This is a genomic window from Mesorhizobium sp. LMG 17147 (assembly GCF_024297145.1).
Classification (GTDB): domain Bacteria; phylum Pseudomonadota; class Alphaproteobacteria; order Rhizobiales; family Rhizobiaceae; genus Mesorhizobium.
Window position 1 is genome coordinate 63,505 of the sequence record NZ_JANCTC010000011.1, and the last position, 17,591, is coordinate 81,095.

Below are 17,591 nucleotides of genomic sequence, written 5' to 3' on the forward strand. Positions count from 1 at the left end.
TGAAGGGGTGGGGTACGCTGCGATTGAGCTCGTCATGACCTGTCATATGCGATTCCTCTGGATGGTCGCGGTGCGCAACAGTGGTTGCAAATCGCCCTTCCACGGGATTCGCGGGAAGGCAAAACGGTGACAATGAGTGGTTTCGCAAGATCGGCGATTTCCTACGGCATGCCGTTGGCCGCGCTGGCGATGGCTGTCGCGGTCAGGGTCAGCGGGGTGTCGGTGGACGAAGGGTCGCTGGGCACCAGGATATTTATCGGCGCGCTGTCGAGCGCGATCATGTTCATCACCATTTTCGTGGTGCTCGACCACGCCGAGGCGGTGGCCCGGCGGGTAGGCGAGCCGTACGGCACGTTGGTGCTGACCATCGCCGTGACGGCAATCGAAGTGTCGATCATCGTTTCCATCATGCTGCACGGCGCGAACAACCCGACGCTTGCACGCGAATCCGTGTTCTCGACGGTGATGATCACCTCCACCGGTGTTGTCGGCATGTGCCTGACGTTTGGCGGCTGGCGCCATCGCAAGCAGGCAATCGTGCGCCAAGGCACCAGCGCCTATCTAGCGGTTCTGGTCGCGCTCAGCGTCATGACGCTCATTCTGCCGACCTACACGCGAACCACCGATCCCGGCACGTTCTCGGCGGCTCAGCTTGGCTTCGTCAGCGTGCTTTCGGTGCTGCTGTATGCCGGTTTTCTGTTCGCGCAGACTGTCCGCCACCGCGACGATTTCATCGACGCACAAGCGCACGGCGCCGCAGTGCGAACCGAGGCCCACGAAAGCATCGCCGCCGGCGCTATTCTCCTGCTGATCGGGCTGATCGGCATTGTCATGCTGGCCGAACAAGTCGCGGCAAGCGTCGAAGATGCGCTCATTGCCTATGAGGTGCCGCAGGCCGATGCCATTATCGGCGCGATGATCGCCGGGCTGGTGTTGATGCCGGAGGCGATTTCGGCGGTCCGTGCCGCACTCAACAACGAGCTGCAGCGCGGCCTGAACGTCGCCATGGGTTCGGCCTGCGCGACGATCGGCCTGACAATACCGGGCATAGCCGCCGCCAGCCTGCTCACCGGAAGATGGCTGACCCTGGGGCTGCCGGCGACCGACACGGTGCTTTTGGTCCTGGCGCTTTTCATCTGCAATGTGAGCTTTAGCACGGAGAGAACGACGTTCCTGACCGGGCTGGTGCATCTGGTGGTGTTTTTTACCTGGGTGTTTTTGATATTTGTGCCGTGAAGGGTGGGAGGCGCAGATGGGCTAGAACGCCGCCTTGTAGATGGCGAAGCGGATCGTACCGCTGTCGGCGTGCAGCGCTGTCAATCAGGCTTGGTGCTATATTATTGCAGTGACCCTGCCCGACGCATCGAGGCGACAACTGACTTGCGCCTGCCGGACTTCGATGCCGCCTTCTCTTGCGTAGTCTATTCGCACCTCGATCGGCGCCGTGAGTGCGCCCCGACGTTGATGCAAGGCGCCTGCGCTTGCCGCGTGGACACGGACGGCGCCAAGCGGCGTCGCAGCGGCCGTGATCGCCGCGCGGCAGGCTCGCACGACCGCAATCGGCGTACCGGGTTTCGGTGTCAGTGGCCCCAGAGATCCAAACGGATACCCCTTGGTGAAGTCACCCTCACCGGCTTTGGAAGGCCTGAGGACGGGTGGCAGCACGATGGATTGCCTGACGGTCTTGGCAGAGGCAGGGGCCGTGGCTGCAATCGAACTGTCGGGTGCGGTAGCCGCCTCGTTTTCGGCGGACGGATCGTCGCCCACACTGGCACTTGTGCTTGTGTCACCAACGTTGCTGCTGGCACCAACGCCTGCGTCGACTGACCCGTCATCTGCACCGACCGAAGCTCCAACATTTGCTCCGCCGACGCCGTCAACGCTCGTGCCCGCCCCGACAGATACGCCTTGCGAACCGGCGCTCACTCCAGCACCGACTCCGACACCGCCGGCGCTACCGCCCACGCCTGCTTCAAGTGCCGAGGCAGGCCCAATTGTAGTCCCGATCGCCAATGCGGCTGCGACATACTTGTTCATAGTCGTCTCCCCTGCGGCCTTTCGCTCACTAGTCTTCACTCGCGCGGCTCGAGCTTTTTGATGGCCGTGTTGGAAGCAATGCTGCGGGAAGAGGTATGGTTGCCAGCAGAGCAGTTTGCGGCGACTTTTGGACCTTCACTCGCTGTTTTTCCGGCAAGCCCGGTTTACGGGCTGGTTTGGCGCCCGAACGCGATAACCTACTTGCAAGTGCACTCGCGGGGGTACGTGTTTTCGGCGCGCGCTCCACAGCCGCAGTCCGACGCTTACCCTTGACGGTATCAATTGCCTCACGCGCCGCACTGAGCCTGCGGGCTAGGCCGATAGCCCTTTCACGCTCTTGGTCGAGCGCCGCACTCAATGCTACCGAATTCTGCTTTAAAGCATCGCGTTCCTGGCGAACAATATCGAGGTCACGTACAGCTGAATCTGCTCGTTCGCGTCCCAGTTCGAGTCTTTCTCGAACCTGCTTTAGAGCGGCCTCGGCCACCTGTCGGTCCCTCATGGCGTTGGCCTGCTCGACGGCTGCCAGATTTGCGCCTGTCTTTAGCGCATCGATAGTTTGGCGAGCCGTGGCAAGTTCTTGTTCCAAGAGCTCAACCTTGTGCCGCTCGTCATCAAGCGCTCGCTTCGCAGCAAGCTGGGAGGCTTCCATAGAGGGGTGCGCGCCAAGCGCGGCGGCCTGCTCGCTGTTCCAGAGACTGGCTTCAGCCCTGTAGCTTTCGATAACGCGCTGCGCCGTCTCCAGATCGAGCGCGAGCGCTTCGTCTGTTCGCTGCTGCTCTTTTAGGGCTTGTGCTTGCTGAGCCACCGTGTCTGCCAGCACGTGTGCCTGGGCGCTTAGCTCACGTATGCTGCGCTGCATGACGTCTAGCTCCGCTCGTGCTGCGGCCAATTCGCGGCGTAAAGCCACTTCATGCTCGCCCAGGCGCGTTTGCGCACCCTCCTTGAGTGCCTGTGTTCCGCTGAGCACCAGCTCTCTAGATAGACAGGATCCGAGCGCGCTCGGTTGTGGCTTGCCCGGTTCTTTGTCGACCTTGGTATGTTCGGAAACCACGACCGACGAGCTGTCGTTAGCCATGGCAACCGCTGGCGCTTCGGGCGCCAACTGACCATTTGCCGGAGATGCCAACAGCAGAACGAGGCATAACGGAATGAGGGACGGCACGCCGTTACACCTCCTGCCGCTTATCTCGTGAGGTAAAATCAAGGGCCATCGTTTAATAAAGGGGAAGTCACAGCGGAGACATTTTGACCTGGTAGTCTGCACATGATTCATCACTGAACCTCAACGATCGCAGCCCTCACCGCTATTGTATTCTCCACTTACTGCACGCCGCGGCGCCGTGGATGCCGCACCAAAAAGATCAATGCTAGTGAATCACCCTCGGCAACGCCAAAGCACGGAATTGCGCGCAAAGGCTGTTTCCTATTTCCTTAGTTGTCATCATTCGAACAAACGGAACTTTCGGCTTTCGGGATGACCATCTTCTCTACCCAACGGCTGTGATGCGGCGCAAAGCAGCCATTCGGGCTGCGAAGGTCGACTTCGGGTCAACACCAAACCTTTCGCTGGATGGTACGGCGCGCCCGCCAGCACCGCCGCCTCCAACCCGCGGATGATCTTCGCCGGCTTGATACATTCGTCGTGCGGGACCTTGTCGCGACACGACGCTTGCAATGACCGCCGCACCGTTCGCAGCTCTCCGCCCCCGGCGGGAACCGACCGCCATCCAACCGGTTAATCGGCATGAAGCTTCCACCAACCCCAAGGGCGCACCATGAGCATTCTGCAAACCACGAAGAAAGCCGTCGAGCAGGTCACCGGTATCGCCAGACCGGACAGGCGAGAGGTTGCCGACCTCCTGAGGCCGCGCAAACCGAACGCGTTTCGGTTCAGCGATGATGGCCTGGTGCCCAACCATCCGTTCTGGCCGCTTGTCGTCTATCGCGGCGCTGTGAAGTTGCCCGAAGACTTCGATCCGGCGGCCGTCATGGAGGCGCTTTTCGAAGCAAATGGCTGGGGCGATAGCTGGCGCAATGGCATCTACGGCTACGTCCACTACCATTCGCGCATCCACGAGGTGCTGGGCGTTGCGCGCGGCACGGCCAAAGTCCGGTTTGGCGGCAGCAAGGGACGAACGCTGTCGCTGAAGGCCGGCGACGTCGCGGTGCTTCCGGCCGGCACCGGGCACCAGCGTCTTTCCGCATCCGACGATTTTCTGGTCGTCGGCGCCTATCCTCCATCCGGCACCTATGACCTGTGTACGACCGCTGCCGATCATGACAGGGCGGTCGTCACGATCCCCAGGGTCGGCCGGCCGCGCAAGGACCCTGTCCACGGAAGCAAAGGCCCGTTGCTCGCAGCCTGGCAAAAGGATTGAAGTCGTTTCACCCGAAGGGGCTGCGGGTTGGCTTCGGGGCTAACCGGACCCAACATGCGCCGCTCTACGCCGCCAGCACCGCCGCATCCAGCCCGCGGATGACCTTGGCCACTTCGACGCATTCGTCGTGGCGCACCTTGTTGCGCCGCCAAGCGAGGCAGATCGTGCGCTGCGGCATCGGCTCCTGGAACGGCACGATCTTCAGGTCGCGCATGGCGCTCGCCGGCCCTGCCGCCATTTCCGGGATGAGCGTGACGCCGAGCCCGTGCGCCACCATCTGTAAGAGCGTCGTCAGGCTGGTCGCGCCGTAGCTTGCCATCGCCACCGGCCGCACGCTGCCGCAGACGGCGAGCGCCTGTTCGCGCAGGCAATGGCCTTCCTCCAGCAGCATCAGCCTTTCCAGCGCGGGGCTTTCCGGCGGCACCGGCGGTGAGGCGAAGGCGGGGTCGCCGGCCGGCACGGCAAGGAAGAACCGGTCCGAGAAAAGTTCTTCGGTGACCAGGCCCGGGTAATCGAGGGGCAGTGCCGCGACGAAGGCGTCGAGCTTTCCCGAGCTGGTGTCGTCGACCAGCGACGCGGTAACCGCCTCGCGCAGTTCCAGCTGTAAGGCCGGGAAATGCCGTTTCAGCTCCGGCAGCACATGCGGCAGCAGATAGGGCGCCACCGTCGGGATGATGCCGAGCCGGAAGCGGCCTTCCAGCGCCGGGCGGCCGCGCCGGGCCGTCGCCTCGACGTCGCGGACGTCGGCAAGAATGCGCTCGATGCGCGGCAGCAAGCCCTGCGCCTCGTCGGTCATCCGTACCGCCTTGCCGCCGCGCTCGAACAGACGGCAATTCAGCCTCAGCTCCATCTCGGCGATCTGCGAAGACAGCGCCGGCTGGCTGACGCCGGCGAGCTTGGCGGCGCGGCCGAAATGCAGCGTCTGCGCCAGCGCCTCGAAATAATGCATCTGCCGGACGGTCAAACCGATCATAAGAAAAACCTATCAGAATAAACAGCAAAGGCAATTTGTCTTTATCGGCCGGGCAGGCTAGTCTGGAACCATTCCAGGATGGCGCGGCTCGCTGGCCCTGCCCGGAAAATCAACAAAATCCCGGAAAATCAACAAATCGGAGGCAAAGATGGACGCGAAAACCGATGACAACAGCGCCGGCAAATGCCCGGTCCCACATGGATCGGCCAGGAGGAGCAACCGTGACTGGTGGCCAAACCAGCTCGACCTTGGCGTCCTCCACCAGCAGTCCAGCCTCTCGGATCCGATGGACGAGGACTTCGACTACGCCAAGGAATTCAAGAGCCTCGATCTCGATGCGGTGATCAGGGATCTGCACCAGGTGATGACCGATTCGCAGGATTGGTGGCCGGCCGATTTCGGCCATTACGGCCCGCTCTTCATCCGCATGGCCTGGCACAGCGCCGGCACCTATCGCATCGGCGACGGCCGTGGCGGCGCCGGCGCCGGTCAGCAGCGTTTCGCGCCGCTCAACAGCTGGCCGGACAACGCCAATCTCGACAAGGCGCGCCGGCTGCTGTGGCCGGTCAAGCAGAAATACGGCAGGAAGATCTCCTGGGCCGACCTGTTGATCCTCACCGGCAACGTCGCGCTGGAATCGATGGGCTTCAAGACCTTCGGCTTCGCCGGCGGCCGCGCCGACGTCTGGGAGCCCGAGCAGGACGTGGACTGGGGATCGGAAACCAAGTGGCTCGCCGACGAGCGCTATTCCGGCGACCGCGAACTTCACGGTCATCTCGGCGCCGTGCAGATGGGGCTGATCTACGTCAACCCGGAAGGGCCGAACGGCACGCCCGATCCATTGGCTGCGGCGCGCGACATCCGCGAAACCTTCGCTCGCATGGCCATGAACGATGAGGAAACCGTGGCGCTCATCGCCGGCGGTCACACCTTCGGCAAGACCCACGGCGCCGGTGATGCATCGCTGGTCGGCCCGGAGCCGGAAGGCGCCGGCATCGAGGCGCAGGGCCTCGGCTGGTCGAGCAAGCACGCCACCGGCATTGCCGGTGACGCCATCACCTCGGGCCTCGAGGTGACCTGGACCACGACGCCGACCAAATGGAGCAACAACTTCTTCGACAATCTGTTCAACTACGAATGGGAGCTGACCAAGAGCCCGGCCGGCGCCCATCAGTGGACACCCAAGGGCGGCGCCGGTGCAGGCACCGTGCCGGACGCGCACGATCCGTCGAAGCGTCGCGCCCCGGCGATGCTGACCACCGACCTCGCTTTGCGCGTCGACCCGGCCTATGAGAAGATCTCGCGGCGCTTCCATCAGAATCCTGATCAGTTCGCCGATGCCTTCGCCCGCGCCTGGTTCAAGCTGACCCATCGCGACATGGGTCCGGCCGTCCGCTATCTCGGCCCGCTCGTGCCGAAGGAAGAGCTGATCTGGCAGGATCCGATACCGCCAGTCGACCACGAACTGGTCAGCGAGCAGGATATCGCCTCGCTGAAGGCGAAGATCCTGGCCTCCGGCCTGTCCGTCTCAGAACTGGTCTCGACCGCCTGGGCCTCGGCCTCGACTTTCCGCGGCTCCGACAAGCGTGGCGGCGCCAACGGCGCCCGCATCCGCCTGGCACCGCAGAAGGATTGGGAGGTCAACCAGCCGGCGCAACTGGCCAAGGTGCTCGAAAAGCTCGAAGGCATCCAGAGCGAGTTCAACGCAGCGCAGTTCGGCGGCAAGAAGATTTCGCTTGCCGACCTCATCGTTCTCGGCGGCGTAGCCGCGGTCGAGAAGGCGGCGAAAGACGGCGGCCACGACGTGGGGGTGCCGTTCACGCCAGGCCGCATGGACGCCTCGCAGGAACAGACCGATGTCCAGTCCTTCGCCGCGCTCGAGCCGAAAGTCGATGGCTTCCGCAATTATGTCAGGGGCAAGCCGCCGATGTCGGTCGAAGCGATGCTGGTCGATCGGGCGCAGCTGCTGACCTTGACGGCGCCGGAGATGACGGTGCTCGTTGGCGGGTTGCGGGTGCTCGGCGCCAACACCGGTCAGTCGAAGCACGGGGTGTTTACCGACAGGCCGGGCACGTTGACCAACGATTTCTTCGTCAACCTGCTCTCCATGAACACTGTCTGGGATCCGGCGGCCGGCTCCGATGAAGTCTACGAAGCGCGCGACCGCAAGACCAGGGCGGTCAAGTGGACCGGCACCCGCGCGGACCTGATCTTCGGCTCGCATGCGCAGCTGCGGGCGCTGGCCGAGGTCTACGGGTCGGCGGACGCCGGGCAGAAGTTCGTCAGGGATTTCGTCGCGGCGTGGACCAAGGTGATGAACGCCGACCGTTTTGACCTCGCGGCCTGATCCGGGCATACGAATTTCTCGACGCAACAAAAAAAGGCGCGGCCTCGACCCGCGCCTTTTTTCGTTGGGCTTCCGAAAAGTCAGTCCTTCTCGAAGATGCCGGCCTTGGCAACCACGCCGGCAATGGCGCCGCCGATCAGCGGCGCGACGATGAACAGCCACAGCTGGCCGATCGCCGCAGTTCCCGAAAACAGCGCCGGTCCGATCGAACGGGCCGGGTTGAGCGATGTGCCGGTCACCGGGATGATGGCGAAGTGCAGGCCGGCCAGCGTCAGGCCGATTACGAGGCCGGCGAACGCCGTGGTGTGCTTGGCGTTGGTGACGCCGAGGATCACCGTGACAAAGGTGAAAGTGCCGATCAGCTCCCACAGCAAGGCCGAGCTGACGCCCCATTTCGTCACATCCCAGCCATTGGCGCCGAAGCCGCCGGTGTGGCCGCCCACCTGTCCGGAGACGATGATCCACAGTGCCAGCGACGCGATGATGGCGCCGATGACCTGCGCGATCCAATAGGGAATGACATCCCTGGCGGGCATCCGCCCGGCGAGGAATACACCGAGCGTCACCGCCGGATTGAGGTGCGCGCCCGAAATCGGGCCGATCGCATAGGCCGCCGCGATCAGGCCGATGCCGAACGCCAGACCGATACCTTCCTGGCCAAGCGGCAGCGCGCCGCCGAAGCCGCCCGTCACCACCGAAGCCGTGCCGATGAACACCAATAGAAACGTGCCTAGAACTTCCGCCAGATAAGTCTTCATTGCCCTCTCCTCGTATCGACCCGCGGCTCCGCCTTTTCTGCGACGCGAATCACCGCGCAAAGAGTATTCGCAACCGGAAAACTTGGAAAGCAGAGCAGTTTCGCAAGCCGCTATGCTTGTGAGCGCCAGACATGCACATTAGAGACTTGTAATATATTGATCGAATTGTTTGGTTACGCATGCCGGCGCCCGCTTGGTGGCGGCGGCTCGCGATGCACCAACCCACACTCGTCACCCCTTGCATGGATTGTCTCGCCGTCGGGGAAACAGAACTGTTTCAATCAGGACACGAAAAGCTCTAAGAGCAGGGCCGGATTTTGTTTTGCTGAGTAATGGAAGACGACGATGAGACTGGGCGGGCGGCTGGCGGCAGCCATTGAAGTGCTTGACGACATTGGCCGGCGCCACCGGCCGGTGGCCGATGCGCTGAAGGACTGGGGCCTGTCGCACCGCTTCGCAGGTGGCGGCGACCGTGCCGCGATCGGCAACATCGTCTATGACGCGCTGCGCCGCAAGCGCTCGGCCGGCTGGCTGCTCGGCGAGGACACGCCGCGCGCCATCGGCTTCGGCGCGCTGCTGCTCGAATGGGGCCAGACGGCGCAGTCGCTGAACGAGGTGCTCGAGGGCGACAAGTTCGCGCCGCCGCTGCTTACCGCCGACGAACTGACAACGCTCGGCGGTCGCCGGCTCGCCGATGCGCCGCCGGCTGTCAGGGCAGATATCCCCGACTGGTGCATGCCGCTGTTCGAGCGCGCGTTCGGCACGGCCTGGGTGGAAGAGGGTGCCGCGCTGGCGACACGCCCGCCGCTCGACCTCAGGGTCAATACGCTCAAGGCCGATCGCGGCAAGGTGCTGGCCGAGTTGGCGGAGACCGGCGCCAAGCCTGCGCGGATCGCGCCGCACGGCATCCGCATCCCGCCGATCGAAGGCGACGGCAGGCACCCGAACGTGCAGGCCGAGCCGGCCTTCCAGAAAGGCTGGTTCGAGGTTCAGGACGAGGGTTCGCAGATTGCGGCCGAACTGGCCGGCGCCGAACCTGGAATGCAGGTGCTCGATTTTTGCGCCGGCGCCGGCGGCAAGACGCTGGCGCTGTCCGCGGCGATGGACAATCGCGGCCAGATCTTCGCCCACGACGCCGAGAAGGCCAGGCTGGCGCCGATCTTCGACCGCATCCGCCGCTCGGAAAACCGCAATGTGCAGATCGTCACCAGGCCAGCCGAACTCGCGCCGCTCGGCGGGCATATGGACATCGTCCTGATCGATGCGCCCTGCACCGGCAGCGGCACGTGGCGGCGCCGGCCGGATGCCAAATGGCGGCTGACACAGAGGCAACTCGACGCGCGTAAGGGCGAGCAGGAGACGATACTCGATGCCGCCAGCGACTTCGTCAAACCCGGCGGCCTGCTGGTCTACATCACCTGTTCGGTGTTCGACGAGGAAAATGGCGACCAGGTTTCGGCGTTCCGGGACCGCCATCCCGGTTTTGTCCCTGTCGATCACCGCCAGCTTTGGGACAGCCGTTTTGCGGGCCGCGAAGCGGCCATGCGGATAGGCGCTGCGGGCGGCATTTCGCTGTCACCGTTGCTGAGCGGCACCGACGGTTTCTATTTCTGTGCGCTGCGCCGCGCCGGCTGAACCATTGCCATGGACACAGAGCCGGGGCCGAATGCTGCAGTGCAGCATTTGCGATTGCCTGCCGCCCACCCCTCTGCGATAAATGACTGTGCAATAAGATTTGCCGAGAAATGAAGGGCGACGGCCATGGCAGCAAAGATCGTTCCTGCTCCCGATTATGAGGACCGCGTCAGGACGTCCTTTGCGCGCCAGAACGCGATGATGACGATTGGCGCCGAGCTGACGCTGGTGACGCCCGGCATCATCGAGATCGAAATGCCCTATTCGGCGGCTCTGACGCAGCAGCATGGCTTTCTCCATGCTGGCGTCATTTCGACGGCTCTCGACTCGGCCTGCGGCTATGCGGCATTCTCGCTGATGCCGGAAAATTCCGGCGTGCTGACCATCGAGTTCAAGGTCAATCTGCTGGCGCCGGGCAGGGGCGAGCGCTTTCTGTTCCGCGGCTCGGTAACCAAGCCTGGCCGCACCATCATCGTCGCCGACGGACAAGCCTATGCGTTCGCCGTCGATGGCGAGGCCAAGCTGATCGCCACGATGACCGGAACGATGATGACAGTGCTCGGCCGCGACGGCATCGAGGGATGAGGGGCGGTCCGCGCCGCCGACGAAAAGCCCCTAAATGGGCTTTTCGAGCGACGAACGCCCGGAGCCATAGCGAAGGGCCGGGGGTCGGTGAGGGCACGTCGCCCTTCTTACCTTCCGGCTCCGGTGGTAGGGCCAGAAAGGGGTAGATCGTCGTGACCGGTAAAGTGTCTCGCCTGTCCGGCAAGTCCGTTCTCTTCGTCATGGCGGCCGAAGCCGAATACGGTCCACACCTGCAGCGGCTGTTCACGCCGCTGATGACCGGCGTCGGACCGGTCGAGGCCGGCGTCGGACTTAGCGCCGAACTGTCCCGGCTGAAGACCGAAAAGGCGCTGCCCGATCTCGTCGTGTCGCTCGGGTCGGCGGGCAGCCGGACGCTGGAGCAGACGGAAATCTACCAGGCCGTTTCAGTCGCCTACCGCGACATGGACGCCTCGCCTCTGGGGTTCGAGAAGGGCGCCACGCCGTTCCTCGATCTGCCTGTCAGCGTGCCGCTGCCGTTCAGAATTCCTGGCATCAGGCAAGCGACGCTGTCGACCGGTGCGGCAATCGTCACCGGCGCCGCCTACGACGCGATCGCCGCCGACATGGTCGATATGGAGACCTTCGCCTGCCTGCGCGCCTGCCAACTGTTCGACGTGCCGCTTATCGGCCTGCGCGGCATTTCCGACGGGGCAGCCGATCTGAGGCATGTCGGCGACTGGACCGAATATCTGCACGTCATCGACGAGAAGCTGGCCGCGGCGGTGCAACTGCTGGAACAGGCGATCGCCTCCGGCGCAATCGAGTTTGATCTGTCGCGTGAAGATGCCGAATCGAAATGAGAGAGGCCTCGCAACCCATTGCGCCGACTCGTTTCTTTCTCTAAACGCTCGCCATGAAAACAGCCAATCATCCCGACACCGTCCTGATTGTCGATTTCGGCAGCCAGTTTACCCAGCTGATCGCCCGCCGCATCCGCGAGGCCGGCGTTTTTTCCGAGATCGTGCCCTTCCAGTCGGCCGAGGCGGCGTTCAAGCGCATCAATCCGAGGGCGGTGATCCTGTCCGGCGGCCCGGCCTCGACCGCCGACATCGGCAGTCCGCGCGCGCCGCAGATCGTCTTCGACGCCGGCGTGCCGGTGCTCGGCATCTGCTATGGCCAGATGGCGATGTGCGTGCAGATGGGCGGCGTCGCCGAAAGCTCCGATCATCGCGAATTCGGCCGCGCCTTCGTCGAGATCGCCAAGGACAGCCCGTTGTTCGAGGGCCTGTGGGCGCCCGGCCAGCGCCACCAGGTGTGGATGAGCCATGGCGACCGCGTCATCTCCCTGCCCAAGGGGTTCGAGGTGCTCGGAAAATCGGAGGGCTCGCCCTTCGCCATCTTCGGCAATGTCGAGCGCAAGATGTACGGCCTCATGTTCCACCCCGAAGTGGTGCATACGCCGGACGGCGCCAGACTGCTCCAAAACTTCGTCCACAACATCGCCGGTATTGAGGGCGATTGGACGATGCGCGCTTACCGCGAGCACGCGGTCGAGACGATCCGTAAGCAGGTCGGCAAGGGCAAGGTGATCTGCGCGCTTTCAGGCGGCGTCGATTCCTCTGTCGCAGCACTCCTGATCCATGAGGCGGTCGGCGACCAGCTTACCTGCATCCTCGTCGACCACGGGCTGATGCGCAAGGACGAGGCATCAGGCGTGGTGGAGATGTTTCGCCAGCATTACAATCTGCCGCTGATCCTGGTCGACGCTGCGGATCGTTTCATCGGCGCGCTCGAGGGCGAGTCGGATCCCGAGAAGAAACGCAAGACCATCGGGCGGCTGTTCATCGAGGTGTTCGAGGAGGAGGCCGAGAAGCTCGGCGGCGCCGATTTTCTGGCGCAAGGCACCCTCTATCCCGATGTCATCGAAAGCGTCTCTTTCAGCGGCGGACCGTCGGTGACGATCAAGTCGCACCATAATGTCGGCGGCTTGCCCGAACGCATGAACATGCAGCTGGTCGAGCCGCTGCGCGAATTGTTCAAGGACGAGGTGAGGGCGCTCGGCAAGGAGCTCGGCCTGCCCGACAGCTTCATCGGCCGGCATCCGTTCCCCGGTCCCGGTCTCGCCATCCGCTGCCCGGGCGGCATCACCCGCGAAAAGCTGGAGATCCTGCGCGAGGCCGACGCCATCTATCTCGACGAGATCCGCAAGGCCGGCCTCTACGACGCCATCTGGCAGGCTTTCGCCGTGCTGCTGCCGGTGCAGACCGTCGGCGTGATGGGCGACGGCCGCACCTACGAGTTCGTCTGCGCGCTGCGCGCCGTCACCTCGGTCGACGGCATGACAGCGGATTTCTACCACTACGACATGGCCTTCCTCGGTGCCGCCGCTACGCGCATCATCAACGAAGTGCGCGGCATCAACCGCGTCGTCTACGACGTGACGAGCAAGCCCCCAGGTACAATCGAGTGGGAATAAAGGTGCATCATTAGCTAGCTTTCGGTAAGTATCGATCAGAGTTGTATAAGCCTCTGAAATAAGTGTGTTTTCCTTACTGCATCTATCGCCATCTATCGCCTGGAAGCGGAATCATTTGGCGGTAAATTTGACGGCATGCGTTTCAGCGTTCTCTTTCCTGCCATGCAATACCGTCGTCCCGCCGATTGCAAGCGCACTCACTTCTTGCCCATCAAAGCATTGAAATACAATGATCGTTCCTAACAGTTGACGGTAAAATTAATGACGGTAAAATTGGCGGCCGAGAAACCCAAGTTGTGATCCGATCCTCTGTCATTATGTTAACAGATATTGCCCTTAAGCGGCTGAAACCGAAAGACAAAATGTACAAAGTTGCCGACCGTGACGGTATGTACGCTGCGGTGTCTCCGACTGGGCAGATTGCGTTTCGGTACGACTACCGGACCAATGGTCGGAGAGAGACTGTGACGCTGGGCCGATATGGGAACGGAGGTCTCACGCTGGCAGAGGCACGCGACCGCTGCCTTGCCGCGCGAAAAATGGTGGCAGCCGGAAAGTCGCCGGCGCAAGAAAAGCAGCGCGAGAAGCGTCGCCTGTCAGGCACGGCGAGCTTCGGGGATCAAGGCAAGCGCTGGTTAAAGGAAGCGAAGATGGCGGATAGCACCCGCTCGATGCGCAAGGCTATTTTCGATCGCGACATTTTGCCGATTTGGGAAAAAAGACTCCTAACCGAAATAACACCTGACGACTTGCGGGCGCTCTGCGCAAAGGTGAGGGATCGTGGTGCGCCGGCAACCGCCGTCCATATCCGCGATGTCGTGAAGCAGATCTATAGCTACGCCATTCTGCACGGCGAGAAGATCGCCAACCCTGCGGACGAGGTGGGACCAGCCTCAATTGCCACGTTCGAGGCGAAAGACCGCGCTCTGTCGCCTGCAGAAATCCGGATAATGCTGAAAGAGTTGGAAAACGTGCCGACGCTGCCGACGATTCGGGTCGGCCTAAAGTTCATCCTGCTCACGATGGTCCGAAAGAGTGAACTACTCGAGGCGACTTGGGACGAGGTCGATTTCGAGAACGCCGTCTGGAGCATCCCAAAAGAGCGAATGAAGCGGAAGAAGCCGCATAACGTCTACCTGTCACAGCAATCCCTCGATATCATGATCGCGCTCAAGACTTGTGCGGCGAACTCCCGATATGTGCTGCCGTCCCGCTACGATGCCGATGAGCCCATGTCGCGCGCGACGTTCAATCGGGTAACCGCGGCGATTGTCGAGCGGGCAAAGCAGCAAGACTTTCCGCTCGCGCCTTTCACAGTGCACGACCTTCGGCGCACCGGCTCAACACTCCTGAACGAGATCGGATTTAATCGCGACTGGATTGAGAAATGCCTTGCCCACGACGACAGGCGGTCCTCTCGAGGTGTCTACAACAGAGCTGAATATGAGCCGCAGCGTCGTCATATGCTGCAGGAATGGGCGGACATGGTCGATGCGTGGGCGGCAGGCAAAAAGCACACGCCCAGACTCCAGCCGCCTGCAGAGGCAGCGGTTATCCTTGATCCGATTTGACGGGTCTTGCCTTTCGTAGTCTTACGTCAGGCGCAGGCTTGGTCTTGATTTTTCCGACAGATGACGCATTCCGCCGCTCCTCGATCCACGCTTCGACTTCTGCCAAGTCCCAAACAACACAGCGGGCGGTGAGATTGAAGCGTCGTGGGAACTCGCCACGCTGTTCCATCTCATAGACGGTCGTATCAGACAGGGGAACGATTTCTCGCAGCTGCGACCGGCGAACAGTTCGCACTACTCGACGCGACGCGATGTGTGGTAGAACCAGAAGTGGATCCGGCTGCCCAATTTCGATGCCCTTGAATTTATCGACCTCGGAAGACTGCTGCCGTTTGACCATTTGCGTGACCGGGATGGATTGCCTTACTGGCCAACAATCGCGCAACTTTTCGAGGTTTCGTACAGCCCTCAATTGCGACCACGTATCCTCGCCTACTGACGTGAAGACTCAAGGGCATTTCACTGCGGATTATGTCAGGACCGCACCACCAATGGGATCCATCGAGCAGGCGCTGCATAAGGTCCGACAGGCGATCCTTGCTGCAGGCTTCTCGATGCTCGAATATCTCAAGCTGCGCGCTGACAATGACCTTGCGCCAATTGACGCGTTAATCGGCCGGCGCGGCTAGATCGCGGCGGAGGCGAAGCGCCGCGAGATCACGCTCACAGCCGAGGACGCGAAGCGCCGCCGGCTTCGCAGTTACGCCGTCGCCGATCTCACCAATCATGAGAGATTGCCGACATGGACAGCGAGACTTGGTCTTTGGTTAAACGGCAGCAGGCTCGGCGGTCGCAACGGCTACCTTGTCAAATACTGTGATGAGAAACGTTGCATCGCCAACATCTTCATCGAAGATGTGCTCGCATATTTCGAATTCCTGCGTGCCTTAGCGTGGCTGATCACGGAGGACGGCAGAACAGCCGATGCCGACCGACAAAAGGTGAAAGGCAATGAAGGCGAGCATAGTTCCTGCTCCGCTTGGTTGTTTGCGGAACCGGACCGAGTGTTGGAAAATGAAAGTTGGGGACAGTGCTCTCCGGCAGTTGATTGCAGACGCATCACAATGCGTATTACTCCGACTCAACCGCGCGGGGAAAACCAATGGCGAAGAAACCCAATGAGACTACGAGCAAGAAAGTTGCTTCGACGGCATCCAAGTTGCTTCGTTCTAACAGCTCCTCAAAGGCAGTCAAATCGGTCGCGGGATCCGCTCTTACGCAAAGGGTGAAAAAAAAGAAATAGCGCCGGTTTGACAGACATGAAGCAGTTTTGGCCTCATTCAGAAGAGCGCCAAGGAGTTTGGTTTCCGGCGAACTGGTTGTGTCCGAAAAGGTGGACTGCACGTTGGCGTCGACGCCATCCACAAACTGGAGAGCGCAGAGATTGGCGTTTTGGTTTGCCTTGATCCACCAACGGCACCGATGCTGAGAGAGGCTGCATCCGAGGGTGAGGTCGGCCCGCGCTCAAAGCAAGTTCCTAAAGTCCAGATTTAGAAGACGCCCGTCGAACGCCTGGGGGATGATAGATCTTCCGGAAGTAGGAAGACAGCCGGCTGTTTCGCCACAAAAGCTTGGCCGCAAGCGGGTTGAGGGTCAATCGGAAATGATGTTTCCAATGTCTTCAAACAGCAGAATGTCGAAGGGCCAAAACGCAAGGGAAATGGGCCCATCCGGACGGTCGACATCGAAGTGACCCGCGGACCATAGCCGAAAACAAAATAGCCTTTAAGGGCCCGCTCGACTGAATCCAGGAGCGGGCTTTTCTAATTCAGGGCGGGGTTCGAACCCACGAGACCGATGAAGGTCCACCTCCTTATCAGGGATGCGCAATCGACCGCTCTGCCACCTAACCACAACGTTGGTTCGATTGATCGATCTTCAAGCCCCGAGACATTCTCGGTGCGAATACGGCGGACTTTTGCCGCAAGCACGGCATTTCGGCAGCGACCTTCTATAAGTTCAAGGCGAAGTTTGGCGGGATGGAATTGTCCGACGCCCGTCCCCTGACGGCGCTGGAGGACGAGAACGCGCGGCTCAAGAAGCTGCCGGCGGAGCGGATGCTCGACAATGGATCTTGAAGGATGCTGCCGCAAAAATGTATGGTCCGCCCCGTCCGGGCAAGGTGTCGCGAGATCGCGAATGACCTATGGAAGGGCCGATACCCTCGAAGAGCGGCTTGGGTTGAAGCCGCTGGTTGGCCAGCGCATTGCGCCGATCATCATCTTCGCCGCCAGCATCGAACATCACCTGGAGCGGCGTTGTGGAAGCTCAAGGGCGTCAATCCAAAGGGCATTCGACCCGAGACCGACGCGAAGATGATCTCTGATTTGATCGGGATGCTTGAAACATTCGCGTCAACCGCTGCCAGCGGGAGACGAGCGCACCCTTCTTCAGACATGGTCCAATGCGGCCAGTCTTGCATTTGCGATCAGGAATGACATCGCTCATGGCGTGCCACCAACTTGGGCGAGAACGCGCAAGAGACCGTCCAGCGACTATTGGGCCGACGATCACTCTCTCGATCTCGTTCGTCACGCCTTCGCGGTTCTACTGCGCGTCACTGTTGGCGTTTCGACAGAGAAGATGCCGTTGATCGAGCTTGCGAACCCATCTTTGCTACGTGCCCTCCGCCGCGAATTATTCTGAGCGAGATGGCCTGCAAAGACTATAATCCGACCTTCAGAAATACTAAATCGGCAGCGATGGCTTCCTATTTCCCCGCGAGCGCTACACTGGTCACTTCAAGAATGGCGGCACCGTACCGCGGGCGCGCAGGCCAGGATGTCCAGTTCGACGTCACGGAAGGCCAATCGAAGACACGATCGAGGCATTCAACAATCTTGGATTTAACGATCGCACGATGACGA

General features: G+C 61.7%; 14 protein-coding genes, 1 tRNA gene and 1 pseudogene. 10 read left to right on the forward strand and 6 right to left on the reverse strand.

The window, feature by feature from the left end:
• Positions 1-132 precede the first annotated feature (132 nt).
• The gene (locus NMG46_RS20055) at positions 133-1,236 is read left to right on the forward strand and encodes a calcium:proton antiporter (RefSeq protein WP_254819327.1); all 1,104 of its coding nucleotides are present in this window, start codon (positions 133-135) and stop codon (positions 1,234-1,236) included.
• A gap of 96 nt (positions 1,237-1,332) precedes the next feature.
• Here the strand turns inward: NMG46_RS20055 and NMG46_RS20060 are convergent, their stop codons facing one another.
• Both NMG46_RS20060 and NMG46_RS20065 read right to left on the reverse strand, forming a co-directional pair.
• Positions 1,333-2,037 (reverse strand): hypothetical protein, encoded by a 705-nt coding sequence (locus NMG46_RS20060; protein WP_254819328.1) that lies wholly within the window; start codon positions 2,035-2,037, stop codon positions 1,333-1,335.
• Positions 2,038-2,065: 28 nt separating this feature from the next.
• Positions 2,066-3,202, reverse strand: coding sequence for a hypothetical protein (locus tag NMG46_RS20065; protein WP_254819329.1), 1,137 nt, complete (start codon positions 3,200-3,202; stop codon positions 2,066-2,068).
• A 613-nt stretch (positions 3,203-3,815) separates the two neighbouring features.
• On the opposite strand from NMG46_RS20065, the gene NMG46_RS20070 reads away from it, so the two are divergent.
• Complete coding sequence (locus NMG46_RS20070; protein ID WP_254819330.1) at positions 3,816-4,418, forward strand: cupin domain-containing protein; 603 nt, start codon at positions 3,816-3,818, stop codon at positions 4,416-4,418.
• A 64-nt stretch (positions 4,419-4,482) separates the two neighbouring features.
• Here NMG46_RS20070 and NMG46_RS20075 read toward each other — a convergent pair whose 3' ends face one another.
• Entirely contained in the window at positions 4,483-5,391 is a 909-nt protein-coding gene (locus NMG46_RS20075; RefSeq protein WP_254819331.1) for a hydrogen peroxide-inducible genes activator, read from the reverse strand.
• A gap of 148 nt (positions 5,392-5,539) precedes the next feature.
• On the opposite strand from NMG46_RS20075, the gene katG reads away from it, so the two are divergent.
• Positions 5,540-7,738 (forward strand): catalase/peroxidase HPI, encoded by a 2,199-nt coding sequence (gene katG, locus NMG46_RS20080; RefSeq protein ID WP_254819332.1) that lies wholly within the window; start codon positions 5,540-5,542, stop codon positions 7,736-7,738.
• 80 nt (positions 7,739-7,818) lie between these two features.
• Here katG and NMG46_RS20085 read toward each other — a convergent pair whose 3' ends face one another.
• Positions 7,819-8,496 carry an MIP/aquaporin family protein gene (locus tag NMG46_RS20085; RefSeq protein ID WP_254819333.1) on the reverse strand — a complete coding sequence of 226 codons (678 nt, stop codon included), beginning with the start codon at positions 8,494-8,496 and terminating at the stop codon, positions 7,819-7,821.
• A gap of 345 nt (positions 8,497-8,841) precedes the next feature.
• Here NMG46_RS20085 and NMG46_RS20090 point away from each other — a divergent pair, with 345 nt between their 5' ends.
• From NMG46_RS20090 to NMG46_RS20110, 5 genes are all read left to right on the forward strand, one after another.
• Complete coding sequence (locus NMG46_RS20090) at positions 8,842-10,131, forward strand: RsmB/NOP family class I SAM-dependent RNA methyltransferase (protein ID WP_254819334.1); 1,290 nt, start codon at positions 8,842-8,844, stop codon at positions 10,129-10,131.
• A 126-nt stretch (positions 10,132-10,257) separates the two neighbouring features.
• Positions 10,258-10,716, forward strand: coding sequence for a PaaI family thioesterase (locus tag NMG46_RS20095; protein ID WP_023677140.1), 459 nt, complete (start codon positions 10,258-10,260; stop codon positions 10,714-10,716).
• A 152-nt stretch (positions 10,717-10,868) separates the two neighbouring features.
• Positions 10,869-11,537: a 5'-methylthioadenosine/S-adenosylhomocysteine nucleosidase gene (locus NMG46_RS20100; protein ID WP_254819335.1), complete on the forward strand. Its 669-nt coding sequence runs from the start codon at positions 10,869-10,871 to the stop codon at positions 11,535-11,537.
• A 53-nt stretch (positions 11,538-11,590) separates the two neighbouring features.
• On the forward strand, positions 11,591-13,153 hold the full coding sequence (gene guaA / locus NMG46_RS20105; protein ID WP_254819336.1) for a glutamine-hydrolyzing GMP synthase: 1,563 nt from the start codon (positions 11,591-11,593) through the stop codon (positions 13,151-13,153).
• A gap of 317 nt (positions 13,154-13,470) precedes the next feature.
• Complete coding sequence (locus tag NMG46_RS20110) at positions 13,471-14,724, forward strand: site-specific integrase (protein WP_091595769.1); 1,254 nt, start codon at positions 13,471-13,473, stop codon at positions 14,722-14,724.
• Here the strand turns inward: NMG46_RS20110 and NMG46_RS20115 are convergent.
• The gene (locus tag NMG46_RS20115; protein ID WP_091595894.1) at positions 14,705-14,959 is read right to left on the reverse strand and encodes an AlpA family transcriptional regulator; all 255 of its coding nucleotides are present in this window, start codon (positions 14,957-14,959) and stop codon (positions 14,705-14,707) included. The genes NMG46_RS20110 and NMG46_RS20115 overlap by 20 nt on opposite strands.
• A 256-nt stretch (positions 14,960-15,215) precedes the next feature.
• Here NMG46_RS20115 and NMG46_RS20120 point away from each other — a divergent pair, with 256 nt between their 5' ends.
• Complete coding sequence (locus tag NMG46_RS20120; RefSeq protein ID WP_164746654.1) at positions 15,216-15,353, forward strand: hypothetical protein; 138 nt, start codon at positions 15,216-15,218, stop codon at positions 15,351-15,353.
• 1,135 nt (positions 15,354-16,488) lie between these two features.
• On the opposite strand, the gene NMG46_RS20125 is transcribed toward NMG46_RS20120, so the two are convergent.
• Positions 16,489-16,576 (reverse strand) — tRNA-Ile (locus NMG46_RS20125).
• Between the two features lie 22 nt (positions 16,577-16,598).
• Here NMG46_RS20125 and NMG46_RS20130 point away from each other — a divergent pair.
• Positions 16,599-16,793 (forward strand): annotated as a pseudogene (locus tag NMG46_RS20130) (transposase); the annotation flags it as partial.
• Positions 16,794-17,591 lie beyond the last annotated feature (798 nt).

Bases quoted from the DNA above. Each gene is read 5' to 3' on its own strand.
- NMG46_RS20055 (WP_254819327.1), top strand. From the start codon at position 133: ATGAGTGGTTTCGCAAGATCGGCGATTTCCTACGGCATGCCGTTGGCC.
- NMG46_RS20060 (WP_254819328.1), bottom strand. From the start codon at position 2,037: ATGAACAAGTATGTCGCAGCCGCATTGGCGATCGGGACTACAATTGGG.
- NMG46_RS20070 (WP_254819330.1), top strand. From the start codon at position 3,816: ATGAGCATTCTGCAAACCACGAAGAAAGCCGTCGAGCAGGTCACCGGT.
- NMG46_RS20075 (WP_254819331.1), bottom strand. From the start codon at position 5,391: ATGATCGGTTTGACCGTCCGGCAGATGCATTATTTCGAGGCGCTGGCG.
- katG (WP_254819332.1), top strand. From the start codon at position 5,540: ATGGACGCGAAAACCGATGACAACAGCGCCGGCAAATGCCCGGTCCCA.
- NMG46_RS20085 (WP_254819333.1), bottom strand. From the start codon at position 8,496: ATGAAGACTTATCTGGCGGAAGTTCTAGGCACGTTTCTATTGGTGTTC.
- NMG46_RS20090 (WP_254819334.1), top strand. From the start codon at position 8,842: ATGAGACTGGGCGGGCGGCTGGCGGCAGCCATTGAAGTGCTTGACGAC.
- NMG46_RS20095 (WP_023677140.1), top strand. From the start codon at position 10,258: ATGGCAGCAAAGATCGTTCCTGCTCCCGATTATGAGGACCGCGTCAGG.
- guaA (WP_254819336.1), top strand. From the start codon at position 11,591: ATGAAAACAGCCAATCATCCCGACACCGTCCTGATTGTCGATTTCGGC.
- NMG46_RS20110 (WP_091595769.1), top strand. From the start codon at position 13,471: ATGTTAACAGATATTGCCCTTAAGCGGCTGAAACCGAAAGACAAAATG.
- NMG46_RS20120 (WP_164746654.1), top strand. From the start codon at position 15,216: ATGGGATCCATCGAGCAGGCGCTGCATAAGGTCCGACAGGCGATCCTT.